Annotated in this window: 17 protein-coding genes; 3 read left to right on the plus strand and 14 right to left on the minus strand. The window is 70.3% G+C overall.

All coding sequences use genetic code 11. From position 1 onward, the window contains the following. Nucleotides 1-116 precede the first annotated feature (116 nt). Both EWH70_RS12955 and EWH70_RS12960 read left to right on the plus strand, forming a co-directional pair. Complete coding sequence (locus EWH70_RS12955) at nt 117-1,286, plus strand: pyridoxal-phosphate-dependent aminotransferase family protein (protein ID WP_130475611.1); 1,170 nt, start codon at nt 117-119, stop codon at nt 1,284-1,286. Continuing rightward, nucleotides 1,283-4,153 (plus strand): FAD-binding and (Fe-S)-binding domain-containing protein, encoded by a 2,871-nt coding sequence (locus EWH70_RS12960; protein WP_130475612.1) that lies wholly within the window; start codon nt 1,283-1,285, stop codon nt 4,151-4,153. The genes EWH70_RS12955 and EWH70_RS12960 overlap by 4 nt, the downstream gene beginning before the upstream one ends. Here the strand turns inward: EWH70_RS12960 and EWH70_RS12965 are convergent. The 12 genes from EWH70_RS12965 to EWH70_RS13020 form a co-directional block, all read right to left on the minus strand. Then, nucleotides 4,139-5,893, minus strand: coding sequence for a choline/carnitine O-acyltransferase (locus EWH70_RS12965; RefSeq protein ID WP_130475613.1), 1,755 nt, complete (start codon nt 5,891-5,893; stop codon nt 4,139-4,141). The genes EWH70_RS12960 and EWH70_RS12965 overlap by 15 nt on opposite strands. Before the next feature lie 2 nt (nt 5,894-5,895). Beyond that, nucleotides 5,896-6,756, minus strand: a complete 861-nt coding sequence (locus EWH70_RS12970; protein WP_130475614.1) for a HalD/BesD family halogenase — start codon at nt 6,754-6,756, stop codon at nt 5,896-5,898. 48 nt (nt 6,757-6,804) lie between these two features. Further along, entirely contained in the window at nt 6,805-7,335 is a 531-nt protein-coding gene (locus EWH70_RS12975) for an HPP family protein (RefSeq protein ID WP_130475615.1), read from the minus strand. Next, nucleotides 7,332-8,045, minus strand: coding sequence for a respiratory nitrate reductase subunit gamma (narI, locus tag EWH70_RS12980; RefSeq protein ID WP_130475616.1), 714 nt, complete (start codon nt 8,043-8,045; stop codon nt 7,332-7,334). The genes EWH70_RS12975 and narI overlap by 4 nt, the downstream gene beginning before the upstream one ends. Then, nucleotides 8,042-8,626: a nitrate reductase molybdenum cofactor assembly chaperone gene (gene narJ / locus EWH70_RS12985; RefSeq protein ID WP_130475617.1), complete on the minus strand. Its 585-nt coding sequence runs from the start codon at nt 8,624-8,626 to the stop codon at nt 8,042-8,044. The genes narI and narJ overlap by 4 nt, the downstream gene beginning before the upstream one ends. After that, complete coding sequence (gene narH / locus EWH70_RS12990; protein ID WP_130475618.1) at nt 8,623-10,179, minus strand: nitrate reductase subunit beta; 1,557 nt, start codon at nt 10,177-10,179, stop codon at nt 8,623-8,625. The genes narJ and narH overlap by 4 nt, the downstream gene beginning before the upstream one ends. After that, nucleotides 10,179-13,823, minus strand: a complete 3,645-nt coding sequence (locus EWH70_RS12995) for a nitrate reductase subunit alpha (protein ID WP_130475619.1) — start codon at nt 13,821-13,823, stop codon at nt 10,179-10,181. Before EWH70_RS12995 ends, narH begins: the two co-directional genes overlap by 1 nt. A 91-nt stretch (nt 13,824-13,914) precedes the next feature. After that, nucleotides 13,915-14,781, minus strand: a complete 867-nt coding sequence (locus EWH70_RS13000) for a 5-oxoprolinase subunit C family protein (RefSeq protein ID WP_130475620.1) — start codon at nt 14,779-14,781, stop codon at nt 13,915-13,917. Continuing rightward, nucleotides 14,778-15,386, minus strand: a complete 609-nt coding sequence (locus EWH70_RS13005) for a 5-oxoprolinase subunit B family protein (protein WP_130475872.1) — start codon at nt 15,384-15,386, stop codon at nt 14,778-14,780. The genes EWH70_RS13000 and EWH70_RS13005 overlap by 4 nt, the downstream gene beginning before the upstream one ends. Then, nucleotides 15,386-16,144 carry a LamB/YcsF family protein gene (locus EWH70_RS13010; protein WP_130475621.1) on the minus strand — a complete coding sequence of 253 codons (759 nt, stop codon included), beginning with the start codon at nt 16,142-16,144 and terminating at the stop codon, nt 15,386-15,388. Before EWH70_RS13010 ends, EWH70_RS13005 begins: the two co-directional genes overlap by 1 nt. Next, on the minus strand, nt 16,145-16,912 hold the full coding sequence (locus EWH70_RS13015) for a putative hydro-lyase (protein WP_476692387.1): 768 nt from the start codon (nt 16,910-16,912) through the stop codon (nt 16,145-16,147). A 37-nt stretch (nt 16,913-16,949) separates the two neighbouring features. Then, a complete protein-coding gene (locus EWH70_RS13020) occupies nt 16,950-18,194 on the minus strand; it encodes an MFS transporter (RefSeq protein ID WP_130475623.1) in 1,245 nt (414 codons plus the stop codon). A 118-nt stretch (nt 18,195-18,312) separates the two neighbouring features. Between EWH70_RS13020 and EWH70_RS13025 the strand changes: the two genes are divergently transcribed. Beyond that, the gene (locus EWH70_RS13025) at nt 18,313-18,984 is read left to right on the plus strand and encodes a GntR family transcriptional regulator (RefSeq protein WP_240686961.1); all 672 of its coding nucleotides are present in this window, start codon (nt 18,313-18,315) and stop codon (nt 18,982-18,984) included. A gap of 327 nt (nt 18,985-19,311) precedes the next feature. Here the strand turns inward: EWH70_RS13025 and EWH70_RS13030 are convergent, their stop codons facing one another. Continuing rightward, nucleotides 19,312-19,956 (minus strand): response regulator, encoded by a 645-nt coding sequence (locus tag EWH70_RS13030; protein WP_130475624.1) that lies wholly within the window; start codon nt 19,954-19,956, stop codon nt 19,312-19,314. Nucleotides 19,957-19,959: 3 nt separating this feature from the next. After that, complete coding sequence (locus EWH70_RS13035; protein WP_165436257.1) at nt 19,960-21,153, minus strand: sensor histidine kinase; 1,194 nt, start codon at nt 21,151-21,153, stop codon at nt 19,960-19,962. Nucleotides 21,154-21,185 lie beyond the last annotated feature (32 nt).

Below are 21,185 nucleotides of genomic sequence, written 5' to 3' on the forward strand. Positions count from 1 at the left end.
CACTCCTCGAGACATCCGTTGGCTCGCAGGCATTTTCATAATGTGGAAACTAGATCTCGTATGCGGAAAGTATGAGCTGCGACACATAACTCGTCAACCCTGTGAACGGAGCATCGATGGTTTACCGCACCGGACGGCACTTTCTGCAGATTCCAGGTCCCACCAACGTTCCCGACCGGGTGCTCCGGGCGATGTCGGCTCCGGTGATCGACCATCGTGGACCCGAGTTCGCGAGTCTGGCATCCGAGACACTGCTCGAGCTGCGCCCGGTTTTCGGTACCACGCAACCGGTCGTCGTCTACGCCGCGTCCGGCACCGGTGCCTGGGAGGCGGCGCTGGTCAACACGCTGAGCCCCGGTGATCGCGTTCTGGCATTCGAGACCGGGCACTTCGCCGTGCTGTGGCGCGATCTCGCGCGGCGGCTGGGCCTCGAGGTCGAGTTCGTTGCGGGGGACTGGCGCCGCGGCGCCGATCCGGCCGAGGTGACGGCGCGGCTGACCGCCGACACCGAGCACCGCATCAAGGCGGTCTGCCTGGTACACAACGAAACCTCGACCGGTGTGGCGAGCAGGGTCGCCGACGTGCGCCGCGCGATCGACGACGCGGGACATCCCGCGTTGTTCCTCGTCGACACGATCTCCTCGCTCGGCTCGATCGACTACCGGCACGACGAGTGGGGCGTGGACGTCACGATCAGCGGATCGCAGAAGGGCCTGATGCTGCCACCCGGCCTGTCGTTCAACGCGATCAGCCAGAAGGCGTTGCGCGCGGCGGAATCCGCGGGCCTGCCGAGGTCGTACTGGGACTGGGGGCCGATCCTGGAAGCCAACCGCCGCGGATTCTTCCACAGCACACCGGCGACGAATCTCCTGTACGGCCTGCGGGAAGCGCTGCGGATGCTGGACGAGGAGGGGCTGCCGAATGTCTTCGCCCGGCACGCCCGGCACGCCGAGGCGACACGTGCGGCCGTCCGGGCGTGGGGCCTCGAAGTGCTGTGTGCCGACGAACGCGAGTACTCAGGATCGCTCACCGCCGTCCTGCTGCCGGAGGGGTACAACGCCGACCGATTCAGGGAAATCGTCCTCGACCGGTTCGACATGTCACTGGGCACCGGGCTGGGCAAACTGGCCGGGAAGGTGTTCCGGATCGGGCATCTCGGCCATATCAACGATCTCACGCTCGCCGGCACCCTCGCCGGTGTCCAGATGGGACTGAAGCTGGCCGGTGTCCCGGTGTCCGACGGCGGGGTGGAGGCGGCGCTGGACGTGCTGGCGGGTGACCGATGAGCGAGCTGGAGCGGCGGCTACGCGCGGACGTCGGCGGCGAGGTCCGGTTCGACGACTACACCAGGCACCTGTTCTCCCGTGACGCCAGCATGTACTCGATCACGCCGCTCGGCGTGGTGTTCCCCCGCGACGCCGCCGACGTCGCGGCCGCGGTGTCGGCGGCCGCGGAGTTCGGCGTGCCGGTCGTGCCGCGGGGCGCCGGAACGAGTCTGGCCGGCCAGACAGTGGGCCCCGGCCTGGTGCTGGACATGTCCCGGCACATGGACCGGATCCTGGAGCTGGACCCGGAGGCGCGGACGGCACGGGTGCAACCCGGCGTGGTGCAGGACCAGCTCAACCGGGCGGCGGCCGCGCACGGGCTGATGTTCGGCCCGGACACCTCGACGAGCAACCGCGCGACGCTCGGCGGCATGATCGGCAACAACTCGGCCGGCAGCGGCTCGGTGCGTTACGGCATGACCATCGACCACGTCCGGACGCTCGACGCCGTGCTGTCCGACGCCTCGACTGTCCATCTCGCGCCGGTGAGCGGAGACGAACTGGCCGTTCGCGCGCGGCGGGACACGCTGGAGGGCACGCTCTACCGGGGCCTGCCCAAGCTGGTCGAGGCGAGCCGGGACGCCATCGGCAGCGGCTACCCGGCGTTCTGGCGACGTGCCGGCGGCTACCGGCTCGACCGGCTGGCCGACCCGACTCCGTTCGACCTGGCGAAGTTCGTCGTCGGCAGCGAGGGAACGCTCGTGGTGGCGACCGAGGCGGAGGTGAGTCTGGTATCCAAGCCACGGCACACGGTCATCGCCGTCGGCCACTTCACCAGTACCCCGGCCGCCATCGCCGCCACCGAGGACGCGCTGGCCTGCGACCCGGCCGCGGTGGAGCTGATGGACAAGACCATCCTCGACCTGTCCAGGCAGAAGATCGAGTACGCCGCACTCGGCGACATCCTGGAAGGCGACCCCGCGGCGCTGCTGTTCGTCACGTTCACCGGCGACGACGAACGCGAACTGCTCGCCGGCCTGGCCAGGCTGACCGCGAGCTGGCGTCGTAACGGCCACGGTTACCACACCCTGGAGGCGGTGACCCCGGCCCAGCAGGCGTCGTTGCTGAAGGTCCGCAAGTCCAGCCTCGGTCTGCTGATGGCCGCGAGTGTCGGCGCCCGCAGGCCACTGGCGTTCGTCGAGGACACCGCCGTCGACCCGCGATATCTGGCCGAGTACACGACCCGGTTCAAGCAGATCCTGGACCGGCACGGGATGCAGGCGGGGTTCTACGGGCACTGCTCGGTCGGCTGCCTGCACGTGCGCCCGTTCGTCGACCTCACCGAACCGGACGGCGTAGCGCGGATGCGGGCGGTGGCCGAGGAGGTCAAGGACCTGGTCGGCGAGTACGGCGGGGTGAACTCCAGCGAGCACGGCGACGGGCTGGCCCGCAGCGAGTTCAACCGGGAGCTCTTCGGCCCCGAGCTGTACGAGGCCATGCGGGAGGTCAAGCGGATCTTCGACCCGGCAGGCGTGCTGAACCCCGGCAAGATCGTCGACTCGCCGCCGATGACCGACCACCTGCGGGACCCCGCACTGCCAGAACCGGGTCCGCTGCGGACCCGGCTGTCGTTCGAGGTGGTCGGCGGCATGCGGGCGGCTGCCGACCGGTGCATGAACATCGGTCTGTGCCGCAAGACGACGGCAGGCGTGATGTGTCCGTCCTACATGGCCACCCGCAACGAGGAGGATTCCACCCGCGGCCGGGCCAACGCCCTGGTGAAGGCACTGTCCGAGCCCGACCCCGCGAAGGCACTGGGGGACGAGCGCCTGCACGAGGTGCTGGACCTCTGCCTGATGTGCAAGGCGTGCAAGAGCGAGTGCCCGCTCGGGGTCGACATGGCGAGTCTGAAATCCGAGACACTGGCGCACCACCATGACCAGCACGGAGTTCCGCTCCGGTCCCGGATCTTCGGCGGCATCCGGGGGTTGAACCGGCTGGGCGCGGCCACCGCGCCGCTGTCGAACCTGCCCGGCCGTGTCTGGCCGGCCAGACGGCTGATCGAGCGCTACCTCGGCATCAGCGCGCGGCGGCCGCTGCCGCGCTTCCAGCGCGTGACGCTGACGTCGTGGTTCCGCCGTCGGCAGGCTCCGGCCAGCCGGAGCCGGGGTGAGGTGTTGTTCCTCGCCGACTCGTTCACCACCTACACCGAGCCGGGTATCGGCCGGGCCGCGATCGAGTTGCTGGAGCTGGCCGGTTACACGGTGCGGCTGGTCTCCGACGGTTGCTGTGGCCGGTCCAGCCTGTCCAAGGGACTGGTGGACGACGCCAAGCGCAAGGCAGGCAGGCTGGTCACCGCGCTCGCCGGCTCGGACGCGCCGGTGGTCGGCTGTGAACCGTCGTGTGTGCTGACGCTGCGCGACGAGACGCTGTCGATGCTGCCCGGTGACGAGCGTGCCCGCGATGTCGCCGGACGGGTGCGGCAGGTGGAGGAACTGATCGCCGAGGCCATCGACGACGGCACGCTCGTGCTGGACACCGAGGCGTGGCCGGCCCGTTCGCGGATCCTCTTCCACGGGCACTGCCACCAGAAAGCGGAGGTCGGCACGGGCGCGACCATGGCGCTGCTGCGCCGCATCCCCGGCGCGGAGGTGGTGGAGCTGGACGCCGGCTGCTGCGGGATGGCGGGATCATTCGGGTTCGAGGCGGAGCACTACGACATGTCGATGAAGATCGGCGGTGACCGCCTGTTCCCAGCGGTCACCGCCGAACCCGAGTCGACCGTCGTCGCCGCGACCGGTGTGTCCTGCAGGCAGCAGATCGCCCACGGTACCGAGCGCAGCGCGCATCACCCAGTCGAACTGGTGCGTGCGCTAGTCCGCCAGTAGGTCGGCCAGTTCGTCCAGTGCCACCCGCAGTGCGTCTGAGAACCCAGACATCTGCTCGGCCACCGCCCGCGGTGTGCTGAGATAGATGTTGAGCCGGTCGGGCAGCAGGACGTAGGCGACGCCGATGCAGCGGCTGCTCGTGGAGCCGAAGCCGAAGAACTGGATGTTGGCCGATGGCGCCGAGCTGGTCGACAGGTAGTCGTCCCGCATGACCAGCCAGCCCGGCGTGTCGTACAGCGGCAGCGGATCGCCGCCGCGGCGACGCTGGATCAGCTGCAGTTCCCACAGGTGCTGCTCCGGCGCCGTCCCGGCCTGGCACTGCTTCGCCCTGGTCACGTGGGCCGTGGCGGCCTCGCGGAACGCGGACCGCTTCGTGTCTGCGTCCCCAGACGACTCCATTGTGGACACGAAGTTGACCATCTCGGGCGTGACCACCCGCATGGCCTCGGTGCGGCCGTTGCGGAACTGCCTGGTGGCGATCGATTCGTACGTCGCGCCGGTCAGCCCCTTCGCCCTGCGGTGCGCGAGCTGGTAGGCACACTGCACGAAGGCGTCCGGTGACATGCCCAGCTTCTTGATCCGCTCCGCGCCGATGTGCTCGAACGACAGCAGGGTGGTCGCGTTCGCCGCCGCGTAGTCGGTGAACGCCTTGGCCGCCGCGGCGACGTCCGCCCGCAGGGCGTCGTCGAGGGCGAACCGGATCGGCCGCACCGACGGCGTCCCCTGCGTCAGGGCGCCGTCCGGTTCGGTGGTCAGCAGCGCGTCGACGAACGCCAGGATCGTGGTGCCGTCGAGCAGACAGTGCTCGACGTTGATGCCGGCCCGGCCGTCCGGGAAGACGATCAGCGAGACGGCCTTGTCGAACCAGCGGTTGCGGCTGTCGCCGTGCAGCAGCGTGTCGCAGGCGGCCAGCGTGTCGGCGGGTGTCTCGTCCTCCAGACACAGGCAGAACAGCGCCGTCTCGACGACGTCGAGTGCCTCGGCGTTGGCCGGGTCGAGCGCGACCATTGCGCGGCGGCTGTCCGCCCACTCGGCCCTGGCCTTGCTGGTGAGCGCGCCGACGCCGTACTCGTCGGGCACCGCGTCGGCCAGGATCGTGCGCAGACCGTGCGCCAGCTCGGCGTGGGTGTGCGGACGGCCCTGGTCACCGACGACGTCGAGGCGGAACAGCTGCCCGCGCCGCAGCACGACGATGTGCCGGGCGGTCGACGGCCCGGGGTGCTCGTCGCTGTACGGCGTGCGGGCCGTGTCCTGCTCCGTGCCGGGGATACGGGTGGCGCTGAACAGGTACCGGTACTGCTCCATGGACTGGACCTGTCCGCGAAGGGTCACCGGCGGCAGTTCCTCCGCGTCGAGCCGGGCCTTGTAGGTCAGCGCCGTGGAGATCAGCCGTGCTGCCCGGTCGATCTGGTCGAGGTCGGAGTCCCGGAACAGGAAGAAGAAGTTGGCGTTGAGCGCGATCCGGTCGCGGCGGCCGAGGTAACGCGACGGCCAGAACTCGTCGAGCCAGCTGCGGACTCCCGGCGTCGAGTCGAACCGGGCGAGTTCCGCCTGCAGTTCGTGTGCCGGGCTGTCCGGTGCGAGGAAGCTCTCGACGGCCCGTTCTGTCTCGGCGAGCTGGTCGGCGTCGAGCAGCGGTGCGCACCAGTCGAGGAACAACCTGCAGCTTTCCTCGAGGCTGGGCAGCGGGACGCGGGGGAGCTGGTCTTCGTGGGCGAAGGTGCGGTCGGTCACGGTCATCCTCAGTCCAGAAGCTGGTCGGCGCGGGCGGTTTCGGCGGCGAGGTGTTCCGGCAACACCCTGCCGAACAGCTGCCGGGTGCGCTCGGCGCTGCCGATGATGCCAGGCCGGTCGCTGTAGGCGAAGATCGCCGAGTGCCGCGCCAGCGCGCCGCGCACCGGGGTCACCTGATGCAGTGAGAAGCGGCCCTTGAACAACTGCAGGTCACCGGGCCGGATCCGCAGCGTCTGGACCAGCTCCCTGCGCCCGGCCAGCACCGCCGCGACGTCGGGGAAGTTCTCGGCCTCGGCGGACCGGATGTTCGGGCAGTACTCGAACAGCCCGCCCTCCTCCGGTGCCTGGGTGAGCATGCTGACCGTGTACTCGTTGGTGTCGAAGTGCCACGGATGCGCCTGGCCGGGCGCGATGACGTTGAGCACCAGGCCGGACAGCGGGTCGGCCAGCTCGTGCAGTCGGGGCAGTTCGAAGCAGTCGGCGACGAAACGCTGGAACCGCTCACTGCCGTACAGGCGCTGGATGAGAAAGTGCGCGGGCAACTGGTCGCGGGCGACGAACGCGTTGCCCCGCTCCATGGTCACCCGGCCGGGATGTCCTTCCGGCAACGGCGTGTCGACGGCGATGTTGTAGGCGTTGACGGTCTCGACCCGGTCGTGTGCCAGCCCGGCGACGCTCGCGCATTCCTCGCGCAGGGTTTCCCGCAGCTCCGGCCGGATGAAGTCCGGCAGCACACAGCAGCCCACCCGCGACAGTTCGCGCCGCGCCCCTTCGACGGCCTCCCGCCAGCCGGCACCGCCGGGGTCGGTCAACGGGTAGCGGCCGGTGTCGACGACGGTGTCGGCCACCGGCACGTCGGAGCGAGTCATGCGCGATCCCCTTTCACAGGTGGGTGCTGTAAAGGAGGTAGCACAGTGCTACTGGTCGGTAGCCCCCTGTGTGACCGGTGCCACCGGCGCCTGCGGTTTCCAGACGGGGTAGGGAATCCTCGCCAGCCGGTTGACGGCGAAGCCGAGCGCGCTCAGCAGGACGACACTGGCCAGCACGACCAGCAGGTCGGCCGGCGTGCGCAGCAGGCCCAGCGCGATGATCAGCGTGGTCGCGCCGGCCGGCGGGTGCGGCAGCCGCAGCAGGACCATGCCGCCGCAGGTCAACGCCAGTGCCAGCGCCGCCGCACCGGCCCGGGCCCAGGTCACGTGCGTCAGGTCCGGCGGCGTGTCCAGCAGCCCGAACGTCGCCAGCCCCGCAGCGCCGGACAGCACGCCGACCAGGTGCCCGAGCAGGGTGTTGCGCGGGCACGCGGTCGGCTGCAGCGGCGTGGCGAACAGCAGGAACGCCGTGGGACCCAGCGAAGGGAACAGGAACGGCTGACCCGTGCCCATCGCCAGCGTGCCGATCAGCACCAGTACGGCGAACGCGCGAACCGACGTCGTGAACGCGGCGATCATTCCCAGCCGCGCCGGGGCGGACGGCTGCCGACGCGGTCCGGCACCCGGCGGCGGTAGACGACGTAGGGCCGCATCAGGTACTGCACCGGCGCGCTGAACGCGTGCACCAGCCGGGAGAACGGCCACAGCGCGAACAACAGCTGCCCGAGGACGGTGTGCAACTGGTAGCCGAACGGCGCGTCCGCCATCAGCTCGGGGTGCGGGTCGAACGTCAGGATCCCGCGAACCCACGGGCCGATGGTCTCCCGGTAGTCGTAGCCGCCGCCGATGCCGTTGTCGATCACGGTGGTCGCCAGTCCGGCGAGCATCCCGGCGAGTAGCACCGCGTAGGTGAACTTGTCACTCGTCGAGGTGGTCTTGCGGACCGCGGGGTTACGCAGCCTGCGGTACAGCAGCAGGCCCAGGCCGCCGACCGCGGCCAGTCCGGCCAGCGTGCCCATGCCGAGTGACACGAGGTGGTAGTTCTCGTCGGAAATGCCGAACCACGCCGTGACGGCCTTGGGCACCAGCAGGCCGAGGATGTGCCCGCCGAGCACCATGAACAGTCCGAAGTGGAACAACGGGCTGGCGACCTTCAGCATGCGCGACTCGTGTAGCTGCGTCGACCGGCTCGTCCAGCCGAACTTGTCGTGCCGGTACCGCCAGACGGTGCCGAACACGAGCAACGCGATGGCGGCGTAGGGCGCCGCGGCCCACAACAGCAGTGTCATCGGCCTACTCCGAACGGTTCGAGTCCGACCAGCTCGGCCGGCGGACCGGTCTCGGCGAGCGACGCCGCCAGCCGCTCGCTCTCCGGGTCCGGTGGTGGCAGCGTGCCGATCACGGCGGCGACCGCCTCGGCGTACGGCGTCACGGAGACCAGGTTGCGGTGCAACAGTTCCAGCGCCGGCCGGAACCGCAGCAGCACCCCCTCGGCGGCACCGCGGTCCCGCACGGCGGTGCTGAACTCCAGGATCACCGGCAGGAAGTCGGGCAGCTCGTTCTCGGCGAGTACGAAACCGTGTTCCCGGTACAGCCGTTTGAGCGTGGCCAGCGACGTGCCCCGCCGCCGGGTGTCGCCGTCGGTGAACCAGGTCAGGTGCAACGTCCGCCGCGGCTTGCGGTCGAACGTCTCCACGTAGTGCGCGGCCAGCTCGGCGGGCGGCCCGCCGAGGTGGTCGAGCACCCGCGCCAGCCCGGCGTGCCCGGCCTCCTCGGCACACGCCCGCAGCAGCGGCAGTTTCGACAGCACGCCGGAGTCGGGATACTGCAGGCACCAGCCGGCGACCTGCCGGACGACGTCGCGGCTCATCGCTTGGCCTGCGACGTCGGGAACATCGCGTCCGGCCGGCGACCGGAGTCCCAGCTGAGCAGGTCGACCCGGCCGTTCGGCGACGCGCCGCCCATGCCCGGTCCGCCGTCGGTGTCCAGGCTGCACGTCGTGGCGATGCCCTCCAGGTCGTGTGCCTGGCCGATGCCGGCGGTCGGGATGACATAGCGCTCGTCGTACTTCGCCAGCGCCAGCAGCCGGTACATCCCGAAGATCTCCTCCCCGGACAGGCCGACCGACGTGAGCAGCCGGTCGTCCGGCTCCTGACCGAGGTTGACCGCCCGCATGTACGACCGCATGGCCGCGAGCCTGCGCAACGACAGCCGCACCGGCCCGACGTCCCCCGCGGTGAACAGCTCCGCCAGGTACTCCAGCGGGATGCGCAGCGTGTCGATGGCGCCGAACAGGTTGTCGCCGCTCTCGCCGTCGAACCCGGAACCGGCGACCGCGTCGACCACCGGTGACAGCGGCGGGATGTACCAGACCATCGGCATCGTGCGGTACTCCGGGTGCAGCGGCAGTGCGAGCCGGTAGTCGTGGATGAGCTGGTACACCGGCGAACGCTGCGCGGCGGTGATCCAGTCGTGCGGGACACCGGCCGCCTCGGCCGCCTTGACGACGGCCGGGTCGTGCGGGTCGAGCATCAGGTCACGCTGCGCGGGGTACAGGTCGTGCTCGTCGGGGACCGACGCCGCCGCGGTCACCCGGTCGGCGTCGTAGAGCACCACGCCGATGTAGCGCAGCCTGCCGACGCAGGTCTCCGCGCAGACGGTCGGCTGCCCGGCCTCCAGCCGCGGATAGCAGAACGTGCACTTCTCGGCCTTGCCGGTCTTGTGGTTGAAGTAGACCTTCTTGTACGGGCAGCCGGTCACGCACATCCGCCACCCGCGGCAGGCGTCCTGGTCGACCAGGACGATGCCGTCCTCCTCGCGCTTGTACATGGCGCCGGACGGGCAGCTCGCCACACACGACGGGTTCAGGCAGTGCTCGCAGATGCGCGGGAGGTAGAACATGAACGTCTGCTCGAACTCGAACTTGATCTTCGAGCCGAGCTTCTCCACCAGCGGATCACGCACGCCGTGCTCGGTGGACCCGCCGAGGTCGTCGTCCCAGTTGGGTCCCCAGCTCGGCTGGGCCGGCTCGCCGGTGATCGCCGACCGCGGCGCCGCCGTCGGCACGTCGTCGCCGAGCGGGGCTTCGAGCAGGTTGGCGTAGTCGTAGGTCCACGGCTCGTAGTAGTCGTCGATGCCGGGCAGGTCGGGGTTGGCGAACACCGTCCCCAGCCGCTTCAGCCTGCCACCGGCCCGCAACCTCAGCTTGCCGCCGCGGGTGCGTACCCAGCCGCCCTTCCAGCGGTCCTGGTCCTCGTAGCGGCGCGGATATCCTTGCCCCGGCCGGGTTTCGACGTTGTTGAACCACGCGTACTCGGTGCCGGCCCGGTTGGTCCACGCCTGCTTGCACGTCACCGAGCAGGTGTGACAGCCGATGCACTTGTCGAGGTTCATCACCATGGCGAGCTGCGCGAGCACGCGCATCAGTACTGCACCTCCTGCGAGCGGCGGCGGATCACGGTGACCTCGTCGCGCTGGTTTCCGGTGGGGCCCAGGTAGTTGAAGCCGAACGACAGCTGCGCGTATCCGCCGATCAGGTGAGTCGGCTTCATCAGCAGCCGGGTCAGCGAGTTGTGCGTGCCGCCGCGTTTGCCGTTCGTCTCGCTGCGCGGAACGTTCACGGCACGGTCCTGGGCGTGGTAAAGGAACACCGTGCCGGTCGGCATGCGGTGGGACACGATCGCGCGGGCGACGACGATGCCGTTGCGGTTGACCGCCTCGATCCAGTCGTTGTCGCTCGCGCCGATGGCCTCGGCGTCGGCCGGGCTCATCCAGATGGCCTGACCACCGCGGGACAACGTCAGCATGTGCAGGTTGTCCTGGTACGTCGAGTGAATCGACCACTTGCTGTGGGGCGTCAGGTAGCGAACGGTCACCTCCGCACCCGACGGCCCGATCCGCGGCTCACCGAAGATGTGGTGCATGTCCAGTGGTGGCCGGTAGATCGGCATCGCCTCGCCCAGCTCGTGCATCCAGTCGTGGTCGAGGAAGAAATGCTGCCGTCCGGTCAGCGTGTGCCACGGCTTGCGGTGCTCGACGTTGATGACGAACGCGGAGTAGCGGCGCCCGCCGGTCTCGCTGCCCGACCACTCGGGGCTGGTGACCACCGACGCCGGCCTGCTCCTGGTGTCCTCGAACGAGATCCGCTTGCCCTCGTGCTCGGCCGACAGCCCGGCCAGCTCCGTGCCGACCCGCTCGCCGAGCGTGCGGAAGCCCTGCGTGGCAAGCCTTCCGTTGGTGGTGCCGGACAGTGCGAGGATCGCGTCGGCTGCCCGGATGTCGGTGTCGATCCGCGGCCTGCCGCCGGAAGTGCCGTTCTTGGCACGCAGCCAGTCCAGTTCCGCACGCACGTCGTAGGTGATGCCCTTGGTGGTCGTGCCCTGCTCGTCGAGCAGCGGGCCGAGCGTGGCGAGCTTCGCCGCGACGGCCGGATAGTCCCGCTCCACCACGGTCAGCCGCGGCATGGTGACGCCGGGAACCGGTGGGACGTCACCGTCGCGCCAGTCCCGCACGACACCGCCAGGTTGTGCCGTCTCGCCCGGGGTGTCGTGGACCATCGGGGTGGCGACGAGATCCCTGCGTACGCCCAGATGCCGTTCGGCCAGCTCGCTGAACCGGCGGGCGATCGTGTGGAACGCGTCGAAGTCGGTCCGGGTCTGCCACGGCGGGTCGACGGCTGCGTTGAACGAATGCACGAAGGGGTGCATGTCGGTGGACGACAGGTCGTGCTTCTCGTACCAGGTGGCCGCGGGCAGCACGACGTCGGCGAACAACGCGGTGCTGGTCATCCGGTAGTCCAGGCACAGCAGCAGATCCAGCTTGCCCTCGGGCGCCTCGTCTCGCCAGCGCACCGACGGCCGGTGCGGGGTCTCGTCGGCCCGCAGGTTGGCGTCGGTGCCGAGCAGGTGCCGGAGGAAGTACTCGTGTCCCTTCGCCGACGAGCCGAGCAGGTTGGACCGCCAGACGGTGAGCACCCTCGGCCAGTTCTCCGGCGCGTCCGGGTCGTCGACAGCGAAGCCGAGCCTGCCCTTCCGGAGTTGCTCGACGGCGTGCTCCACCGGGTCGGCACCCGCCGCCTCGGCCTCGTCGACCAGGTCGAGCGGGTTGCGGTCGAACGTGGGATAGGACGGCATCCAGCCCAGCCGCGCGGACGTGGCGAACGTGTCCACCGCGGTGGTCCCCGCCAGCGCGCCGCCGCCGGTCGGCGAGAGCAGGGTGTCGTGCCGCAGGCCGTCGTACCGCCACTGGTCGGTGTGCAGGTACCAGTACGCGGTCCCGATCATCTGCCGCGCCGGCCGGACCCAGTCCATCGCACCGGCCAGCGTGGCGTGCCCGGTCAGCGGCCGGACCTTCTCCTGCCCGACGTAGTGCGCCCAGCCACCGCCGTTGCGCCCCTGGCAACCGGTGAGCGTGAGCAGGGCGAGGAACGAGCGGTAGATCGTGTCGGAGTGGAACCAGTGGTTGGTTCCCGCGCCCATCAGGATCATGCAACGGCCCTCGGTCGCCGCCGCCGTCTCGGCGAACTCCCTGGCGATCCGGGTCACCCGCTCGGCGGGCACCGACGTGATCTCCTGCTGCCACGCGGGAGTCGCCGGCTGGCTCGGATCGTCGTAGCCGGACGGCCACGAGCCGGGCAGATCGTCGCGGTGCACGCCGTACTGCGCCAGCAGCAGGTCGTACACCGTGGTCACCGTGTGCCCGGCGACCTCGACGGCAGGGACACCTCGCCGCAGCACGTCGTTCTCCGGTGTGTCGAACCGCGGCAGCAGCACCTCGACACCGGTGTGGTCGGCGGCGTCGAGCATGCTCAGCCGCGGTTCGACGTCGCCGAGGTCGAGGTTCCAGCGACCGGCGTCGGCGTCGTTCCAGCGGAAGCCGATCGAGCCACCGGGCACCACGGGCTCGCCGGTGCGGTCGTCGATCAGGACCGTCTTCCACTCCGGCGACGCGCCGTCGCCGCCGAGGTCGGCCTCGGTGAGGAACTTGGCGGGCACCCAGGCGCCGTCGCGTTCTTCCAGCGTGACCAGGAACGGCAGGTCGGTGTACTGCTCGACGTAGTCGAGGAAGTAGAGCACCTGGCTGTTCACGAAGAACTCGGTGAGCAGCACGTGCCCCATGGCCATCGCCAGTGCGCCGTCGGTACCGGGGTGCGGCGCCAGCCACTCGTCGGCGAACTTCGTGTTGTCGGCGTAGTCCGGCGACACCACGACGACCTTCTGCCCGCGGTAGCGGGCCTCCACCATCCAGTGCGCGTCGGGTGTCCGGGTGACCGGGACGTTGGAGCCCCACATCATCAGGTACGCGGCGTCCCACCAGTCGGCGGACTCGGGTACGTCCGTCTGGTCGCCGAACACCTGCGGCGACGCGACGGGAAGGTCGGCGTACCAGTCGTAGAACGACAGCATCGGCGCGCCGATCAGCGACATGAACCGGGCGCCGACGGCGTGGGAGACCAGTGACATCGCCGGGATCGGGGAGAACCCGGCGACGCGGTCGGGACCGTACTCGGCGATGGCGTGCACGTGGGCCGCCGCGGCCAGTTCGGCAGCCTCGTCCCAGCTGATCCGGACCAGGCCGCCCTTGCCCCGCGCACGCTGGTAGACACGTCGCTTGAGCGGATCGGTCACGACGGACTTCCACGCCTCGACCGGATCCTCCAGCCGCCGCCTGGCCTCGCGGTACATCTCCACGAGTACCCCGCGGGCGTACGGAAAGCGTACCCGGGTCGGCGAATACGAGTACCAGGAGAACGACGCGCCACGTGGGCATCCGCGTGGTTCGTATTCCGGTTTGTCCGGTCCGGCCGACGGATAGTCCGGATCCTGGCTTTCCCAGGTGATTATTCCGTCGGAAACGTAGACCTGCCATCGGCAGGAACCGGTGCAGTTGACTCCGTGGGTGGATGGGACGACCTTGTCATGGCTCCACCGGTCACGGTAGAAACCGTCCGCATCCCGGCCGCCGACACGGTGGACGGTGTGCAGATCTTCCGAGGTCTCCCAGCGGGTGAGGTATCGCCCGAGACGCAACAATGCCTCGGAGGCGACGTTTTCAGTCAATCTCCGCAGCTTTCAGGTAGCTGGTTGAGGGGAACTCAACCGATGCTAGCGCTGAATTGATTGGGTGCCGCAAGCATGATCACTCGCGTGGCGGATACGGTTAAAATGACGGTAAAGAAGGCTGAAAGAATCGTATTCTTTGTCCCGGTCGCACCTGTGCGGCAAGATCGAGGTCGTTCTCGTCGACGACCGCGACCACCGGATAACCACCCGTCGCCGGATGGTCGGCGAGGAACAGGATCGGCTGCCCCGACGGCGGCACCTGAAGCGCGCCCGGCACGGCCGCTTCCGGCGGCAGTTCGCCGGACCGTGCCCGGGTCAGGGCCGGCCCCTCGAGGCGGACGCCGACCCGGTTCACGTCCGCCGTCGCGGTGTACGGCCGGGAGACCACAGTGGACAGAGCGTCGGCGGTGAACCAGTCCAGCCGGGGCCCCGGGGTGATCCGCAGCACCGGTTCGTCCGGCAGCGGTGGCCGGGGCGCGAGGTCGACGTTCGGCGGGCCGAGAACCCGGTGTCCCACCGGAAGCGTCGCTCCGGCGGTCAGCACGGGCGGCCCGAGGCCGCCGAGGGTGTCCGTCGCGCGGGCGCCGAGGACGGCCGGCACGTCGAAGCCGCCGCGTACGGCGACGTAACACCGCAGTCCACGCGACGGCATCCCGAGGACCAGCTCGTCACCGGCCCGCAGCGGGATCGGCGAGTCCGGTCCGGCCGCACGGCCACCTGCCGTGATCGCACACGGCGCGCCGGTGACGGCGACCGTCGTGGCCGAGGAGAACCGCAACACCAGTCCGCCCATGGTGGCCTCGATACCCGCGTTGCCCTCGGGGTTGCCGACCAGCCGGTTGGCCAGCCGCAACGAGCCGCGGTCGGCGGCCCCGGAACGGCCGACGCCGATCGCGGCGTACCCCGGCCTACCGAGATCCTGCACGGTGGCAAGGATTCCCGGGGTGAGCACCTCGGCTTTCATCGGGCGGTGAACCGGACCCTGGTGCCCGGCGTGAGCAGGTTCGGCGGGTCGCGTTCGACGTCCCACACCGGCAGCGACGTCCGGCCGATCAGCCGCCAGCCGCCCGGCGAGCTGTGTGGGTAGACCGCCGTGTACTCGCCGGCCACCGCGACCGATCCGGCGGGCACGCGGGTGCGCGGGCTCGGCCGCCGGGAGACGTGCAGCGCGGGTTCCAGCCCGGTCAGGTAGGCGAAACCCGGTGCGAAACCACAGAAGGCGACGACGTAGGACCCGGCCTGGTGCCGCCGGACGACCTCCTCGACCGGCAGTCCCGCGTCACCGGCCACCTCGATGAGGTCCGGCCCGTCGTAGTGCACCGGCACGACCACCTCGGCGGCCTCGGTATCCGTGGTGTCCACAGTGGAACGCCCGAGCAGGTCCTCGGTGAGCCGGTCCAGCCGGGTACGGCCCGGGTCGAACCGGACGAGCAGGGTCCGTGCCGCCGGCACGAGTTCGACCACGCCGTCGGGCGGATCCCGGTCGAGGCAGGCATGCAGGCCCAGCACGTCGGCCGGCCGGTCGAAGTCCACCAGCACGGCACGCGCACCGTAGGGCAGGAGCCGGATCACGGCGTCTCGACGAACGATCCGATGTGGACACCGGCGTCACGCAGGCCCTGCCGGATCCGCTCGGCCAGCTCGACCGCGCCCGGCGTGTCACCGTGTACGCACAGCGAATCAGGGTCGAGCTTCAGGTCGGTCCCGTCCTGGGCGACGACCGTGCCGGTGGTCGCCATCGTCACCGCCCGGCCGGCCACCTCACCGGCGTCGTGCAGGACCGCGCCGGGTAGCTTCCGCGACACCAGCAGGCCGTCCGCGGTGTAGGCCCGGTCGGCGAAGGCCTCGGCGTACGAGGCGATCCCGGCCTCGGTGGCCTTCCGGGCCATTTCCGAGCCCGGCGGGCACAGCAGTGCCAGGCCGGCGTCGAACCGGCGGATGGCCTCGACCACCGCGGCCGCTTGCTCGGCGTCGACCGCGGCCGTGTTGTACAGCGCGCCGTGCGGCTTGACGTACCGCACCCGGGTGCCCGCCGCCCTGGCGAACGCCTCGAGTGCGCCGATCTGGTAGAGCACGTCGTCGGCGAGGTCGTCCGGCGCGACGTCCATCGCGCGCCGCCCGAATCCGGCCAGGTCGCGGTAGGCGACGTGGGCGCCGATGACGACGCCGCGTTCGGCCGCGCGTTCGCAGACCCGCCGCATCACCGAGGGGTCCCCGGCGTGGAAGCCGCACGCGACGTTCGCGCTCGTCACGATGTCGAGCATGGCGTCGTCGTCGCCCATCTTCCAGGCGCCGAAGCCCTCGCCGAGGTCGCTGTTGAGGTCCATTCAGATCACCCTGAACTCGCTGTCGAGACGGTCGGTGATGAACATGTGGCCGGGCGCGTGGGTGATCGCGAACGGCGGGCGGGACGCCATCAGCGCCGCCTGCGGGGTCACGCCACACGCCCAGAACACCGGCACGTCGCCGGGCAGCGGGTCGACCGGGTCACCGAAGTCCGGCTTGGCGAGGTCGGCGATGCCGAGCGCGGACGGGGCCCCGATGTGCACCGGCGCGCCGTGCACGGCAGGCATCGCGCGGGTGATCCGCACCGCGTCGTCGATCCGGTCGGCGGGGATGTAGCGCATCGAGACCACCAGCGGCCCGTGCAGCCTGCCGGCCGGTTCGCACTCCTGGTTCGTCACGTACATCGAGACGTTGCGGCCCTGGTCGAGGTGCCGCAACGGGATCGCCTCGGCGGCGAGCGCGGACTCGAAGGTGAAACTGCAGCCGATGGAGAACGCGACCATGTCGTCGCGCCACCAGCGGCTCACGTCGGACGCCTCGCTGGTCAGCTGGCCGTTCTCCCAGATCCGGTAACGCGGGAGGTCGGTGCTCAGGTCGGCGCCCTCGGCCAGCCGGGTGGACGGGTCGCCGGGATCGCTGACGTCGAGCACCGGGCAGGGGGCGGGATTGCGCTGGCAGAACAGCAGGACGTCGTAGGCCCAGAAGTCCGGGACGGCGATCAGGTTGGTCTGGGTGAAGCCGTTCGCCCAGCCGGTGGTCGGCAGGTCGGTGCCTGCCCGGAACAGTGCTCGTGCCTCGGCGGGGGACAGCGTCGCGGGTTCGTCGAACGTGGTCACGGTTCCTCCCTCAGGTGAGTTCGCGGCCGCGGGTCTCCGGCAGGCCGAGCAGTGCCAGTGCGGCGACGGTGTACCCGACCGCGCCGAACACCATCGCACCGCCCGCGCCGAGGAACCCGACGACGGTCGGGAAGACCGCGCCGATCGCGCGGCCGAGGTTGTAGGTGAAGCCCTGGCCGGTGCCGCGCAACGCCGTCGGGTACAGCTCGGCGAGGAACGCGCCGAACCCGCTGAAGATCGCCGACATCGAGAAGCCGAGCGGGAAGCCGAGGAACAGCACGAGAGTGTTGGCGCCGTTGGGAATCTGGGTGTAGGCCACGATCAGGCCCGCGGAGAGCACGGAGAACAGCAGGAACGTCTTCTTGCGGCCGAGCAGGTCGGTGAGATAGCCGCCGGTGACGTAGCCGATGAACGCGCCGGAGATGAGGAACGCCAGGTAACCGCCGGTGCCGATGACGGTCAGGCCGCGGGCGGTCTTGAGGTAGGACGGCAGCCAGGTCGCCAGCGTGTAGTAACCGCCCTGGACACCGGTGGCCAGCAGCGCGGCGAAGAACGTCGTCTTCAGCAGGTCGGGCTTGAAGATGCCGGCCAGTGAACCGCGTTCCTTGACCACCCGCCGTTCGGCGGCGACCGGTGCGTCCTGGACGTTGCGCCGGACCCACAGCACGAGCAGCGCGGGGATGACGCCGGTCCAGAACATGACCCGCCAGGCGACGTCCGGGCTCCAGACGCTGAACACGATCGTGTAGACGACGACCGAAAGGCCCCAGCCGACGGCCCACGCGCTCTGCACGAACGCCACGGTGCGGCCGCGGTACTTCGCCTGTGCGTACTCGGCGACCAGCGCGGCGCCCGCCGCCCACTCGCCACCGAAGCCCAGCCCCTGCAGCGCGCGGAAGATCAGCAGCGTCTCGAAGTTCGGCGCGAATCCACATGCGACGGTGAAGATCGTGTACATCGCGATGGTGAGCTGCAGCGTCCGGACGCGGCCGATGCGGTCGGCCAGGATGCCCGCGCCGATGCCACCGATCGCGGAGACGACCAGCGTCGTCGTGCCGAGCAGGCCCGCCTCGCCGCCGGACAGGCCGTAGTACGCGGTGATCGCGGCGAGGCCGAGCGGCAGGGTCTGGTAGTCGAACGAGTCGAGGCCGTACCCACCGAACGCGCCGACGAACGCGCGGCGCCCGCGTGAGCCGAGGGTTCGGAACCAGGCGAACGGCCTGGTGTCTTCCGTGGTGGTGGCTGTCGCGTCCATGGCACCTCCGGGGTGTACCTCATCGTGTCACGGCTCACACTGTAGGTATTGTTCAACAATTCCACAAGAGGATTAGTCGCTGGTCCTCTCGTATGGCGATAACATCGACCTCGTGTCCATGCGTGAGCTCGAGGCGGACCGCGGCATGCTCGGCCGCACCAGCACGGCGGAACGGGTCGCGGCCGTCCTGCGGACGCGGATCGCCGAGGGGTTCTTCGCGCCCGGCGTACGGCTGTCGGAGCAGGACATCGGCACGGCCCTCGGGGTTTCCCGCAACACGCTGCGGGAGGCGTTCCGGCTGCTCACGCACGAGCGGCTGCTGAGCCACGAGCTGAACCGCGGCGTGTTCGTCCGGGTGCTGACCGTCGAGGACGTCGTCGACCTCTACAAGGTGCGCAAGCTCGTCGAGTGCTCGGCGGTCCGTTCACTGACCGAACGGCCGGCGACCTACGACAAGCTCGCCGGGACGGTCGAGGACGGCCGCCGGGCGGAGCGGGAGCAACGCTGGCGCGACCTCGGGACGGCGAACATCCGCTTCCACGCCGCGATCGCCGAGCTGGGCGGCAGCGCGCGGATCGTCGAGCTGATGAGCGGCATCTTCGCCGAGTTGCGGCTGGTGTTCCACATGATGGCCGACCCCCGGCGGTTCCACGAGCCGTACCTGAAGCGCAACGCGGAGATCCTGGAGCGGATCGCCGCGGGCGACGGCCCGGGTGCGGAGGCCCTGCTGGCGAAGTACCTCGACGACGCCGAGCGGCAACTCGTCGAGGCCTACGCGGAGCGGGCTTAGCTACGCCACCGGTGCCGTGCGGTTTGCTCCCAATGTGGCATTGGGGGACTTGAAGTTCCCCAATGCCACATTGGGGGACTTTGCTGGGTGGCGGGGTTGTCTCGTTCGTGGTGGCTGCTGGGTCTGCCGGGCCGGATGTGACTGGTGAGGCGGCGACGTCCGGCGAGAAGGGTGTGAAGGTCCCCTTCATCACGTGAGACGACAGAAACTCGGCCTTCACACCGAACAACGGGCCATCCACCCACGTATCCGCGGCAAGCAACACCGGACTATGGCCGTGAAGGGGCCTTCACTTGCTTCGGGCGGCGGCCGAGGAGCAACCCCGGCTTACGCCCGCAGGTAGGCGAGCACCGCGAGCACCCGCCGGTGGCCGGTGTCGGTCGCGGGCAGGCCGAGCTTGCTGAAGATGTTGCCGATGTGCTTGTGGACGGCGCCGTCGCTGATGACCAGCAGGTCTCGGATCGTCGCGTTCGAGTGCCCCTCCGCCATCAGGCCGAGGACCTCCCGCTCCCGTGGCGTGAGGGCCCGCAGCGGATCGTCGTCCCGGCGCCGGGTCAGCAGCTGGGCGACGACCTCCGGGTCGATCGCCGTCCCACCGGCGGCCACCCGCCGCAGCGCGTCGAGGAAGTCGGCCACCTTGCCCACCCGCTCCTTCAGCAGGTAGCCGACGCCGCCGGTACCGCCGGACAGCAGCTCGGTCGCGTAGCTCTCCTCGACGTGCGCCGAGAGCACGAGGACGGGCAGGCCCGGCCACCGCTCGCGGGCGTCGACGGCGGCACGCAGGCCCTCGTCGCGGAACGTCGGCGGCATCCGGACGTCTGCCACCACGACGTCGGGACGGTCCTCGGCGACGGCTTTCAGCAGGTCATCGGGGTTGTCGACGGCCGAAGTGACCTCCATGCCCTCGGCCCGCAGCAGGTGGGTGAGCCCTTCCCGCAGGAGGGCGTCGTCCTCGGCGATCACGATGCGCACGCCCTATGTTCCCGTAGGGATCGCCACCTTCAGGACGGTAGGTCCCCCAACCGGGCTGTCGACCGTGGTGGAACCGTCGAACGCGGCGACCCGCCGCCGGATCCCGCTCAGCCCGGTGCCGGCCGACTCGTCGGCGCCGCCCCGCCCGTCGTCGGTGACCTCGATGACGAGCACGCCCGCGTCGTCCCGCAGGCTCACCGTGATCCGGTCCGCCCCGCTGTGCTTGACGGCGTTCGTGAGTGCCTCGGCCACCACGAAGTACGCGGCGGCCTCCACCGCGGCCGGGAGGCGGGGTACCGGGTGCTCGTCGACCGTGCAGGGGATCGGACAGTGCGCCGCCAGCGACCGGACGGCACCGGAGAGCCCGTGGTCGGCCAGCACGGGCGGGTAGATCGCGCGTACCACCTGCCGGAGTTCGGCGAGCGCGTCGGTGGCCGCGTTCTGCGCGGTGAGCACCAGGGGAAGCGCCGAACCGGGGTCACGGCGCAGCGCACGTTCGACCATGCCGAGCTGCATCACCACCGCGACCAGCCGGTTCTGCGTTCCGTCGTGGAGGTTGCGTTCGATCCGGCGCAACTCGTTGCCGTGTGCCTCCAGCGCGGCTGCCCGGGTCGCCGTGACCTCCGCGAGGCGTTCGGCCAGCGACTGCTTCGACGGTCCGAGCCGGGCCGCGCTGACCCTCGCGTACCACCGGGCCAGCGGGCCGACGGCCACGCCCAGCAGGCCGTACAGCACGGCGATGCCCAGCGCGAGCAGCGCGTCGCCCCAGGACCGCACCGGAGTGTCCACTGTGGTGGTGACGCCGGGAAAGGCCCACCAGAACCCGGCGATCACCAGGTTCTGCAGCACCCCGACGGGTGAGCCGATCGCCACCGCACCACCCAGCAGGCCCGCCCCGGCCTGCAACGCGACCCACTGGGCGTCGCGGCGAGCGGGCCTGCTCGCCGCGACGGTGGCCAGGTCGTCCTCCGTGGACGGTGGCGGCTGCGGAATCGTCGTGCCGAGGAACCGGCCGACCCGGCCACGTTCGCGGGCCGCGAGCCCCCGGGCGAGCCGCACGACGTGGGGCAGCAGCGGCAGCGTGACGACCAGCGCCACGCACAGGACCATCGCCAGCAGCACCGCCAGCGCCTGGAAACCGACCAGCGCGCCGACGGCGAGGAATCGCCAGGCCCCCGGCCACGATCGTTCGCTCACGGTGTGCTCCTCGGTGCGGGTTCGCGGCAATG

Source organism: Amycolatopsis suaedae (assembly GCF_004214935.1).
Lineage (GTDB): Bacteria > Actinomycetota > Actinomycetes > Mycobacteriales > Pseudonocardiaceae > Amycolatopsis > Amycolatopsis suaedae.

What these genes read in the sequence shown, in the direction of transcription:
- narI (WP_130475616.1), bottom strand. Translation starts at nt 8,045, where the DNA reads ATGACACTGCTGTTGTGGGCCGCGGCGCCCTACGCCGCCATCGCGTTG.
- narJ (WP_130475617.1), bottom strand. Translation starts at nt 8,626, where the DNA reads ATGAGCCGCGACGTCGTCCGGCAGGTCGCCGGCTGGTGCCTGCAGTAT.
- EWH70_RS12970 (WP_130475614.1), bottom strand. Translation starts at nt 6,756, where the DNA reads ATGACTCGCTCCGACGTGCCGGTGGCCGACACCGTCGTCGACACCGGC.
- EWH70_RS13025 (WP_240686961.1), top strand. Translation starts at nt 18,313, where the DNA reads ATGCGTGAGCTCGAGGCGGACCGCGGCATGCTCGGCCGCACCAGCACG.
- EWH70_RS12975 (WP_130475615.1), bottom strand. Translation starts at nt 7,335, where the DNA reads ATGATCGCCGCGTTCACGACGTCGGTTCGCGCGTTCGCCGTACTGGTG.
- EWH70_RS12965 (WP_130475613.1), bottom strand. Translation starts at nt 5,893, where the DNA reads ATGACCGTGACCGACCGCACCTTCGCCCACGAAGACCAGCTCCCCCGC.
- EWH70_RS12960 (WP_130475612.1), top strand. Translation starts at nt 1,283, where the DNA reads ATGAGCGAGCTGGAGCGGCGGCTACGCGCGGACGTCGGCGGCGAGGTC.
- EWH70_RS13010 (WP_130475621.1), bottom strand. Translation starts at nt 16,144, where the DNA reads ATGGACCTCAACAGCGACCTCGGCGAGGGCTTCGGCGCCTGGAAGATG.
- EWH70_RS13000 (WP_130475620.1), bottom strand. Translation starts at nt 14,781, where the DNA reads ATGAAAGCCGAGGTGCTCACCCCGGGAATCCTTGCCACCGTGCAGGAT.
- EWH70_RS13020 (WP_130475623.1), bottom strand. Translation starts at nt 18,194, where the DNA reads ATGGACGCGACAGCCACCACCACGGAAGACACCAGGCCGTTCGCCTGG.
- EWH70_RS12955 (WP_130475611.1), top strand. Translation starts at nt 117, where the DNA reads ATGGTTTACCGCACCGGACGGCACTTTCTGCAGATTCCAGGTCCCACC.
- narH (WP_130475618.1), bottom strand. Translation starts at nt 10,179, where the DNA reads ATGCGCGTGCTCGCGCAGCTCGCCATGGTGATGAACCTCGACAAGTGC.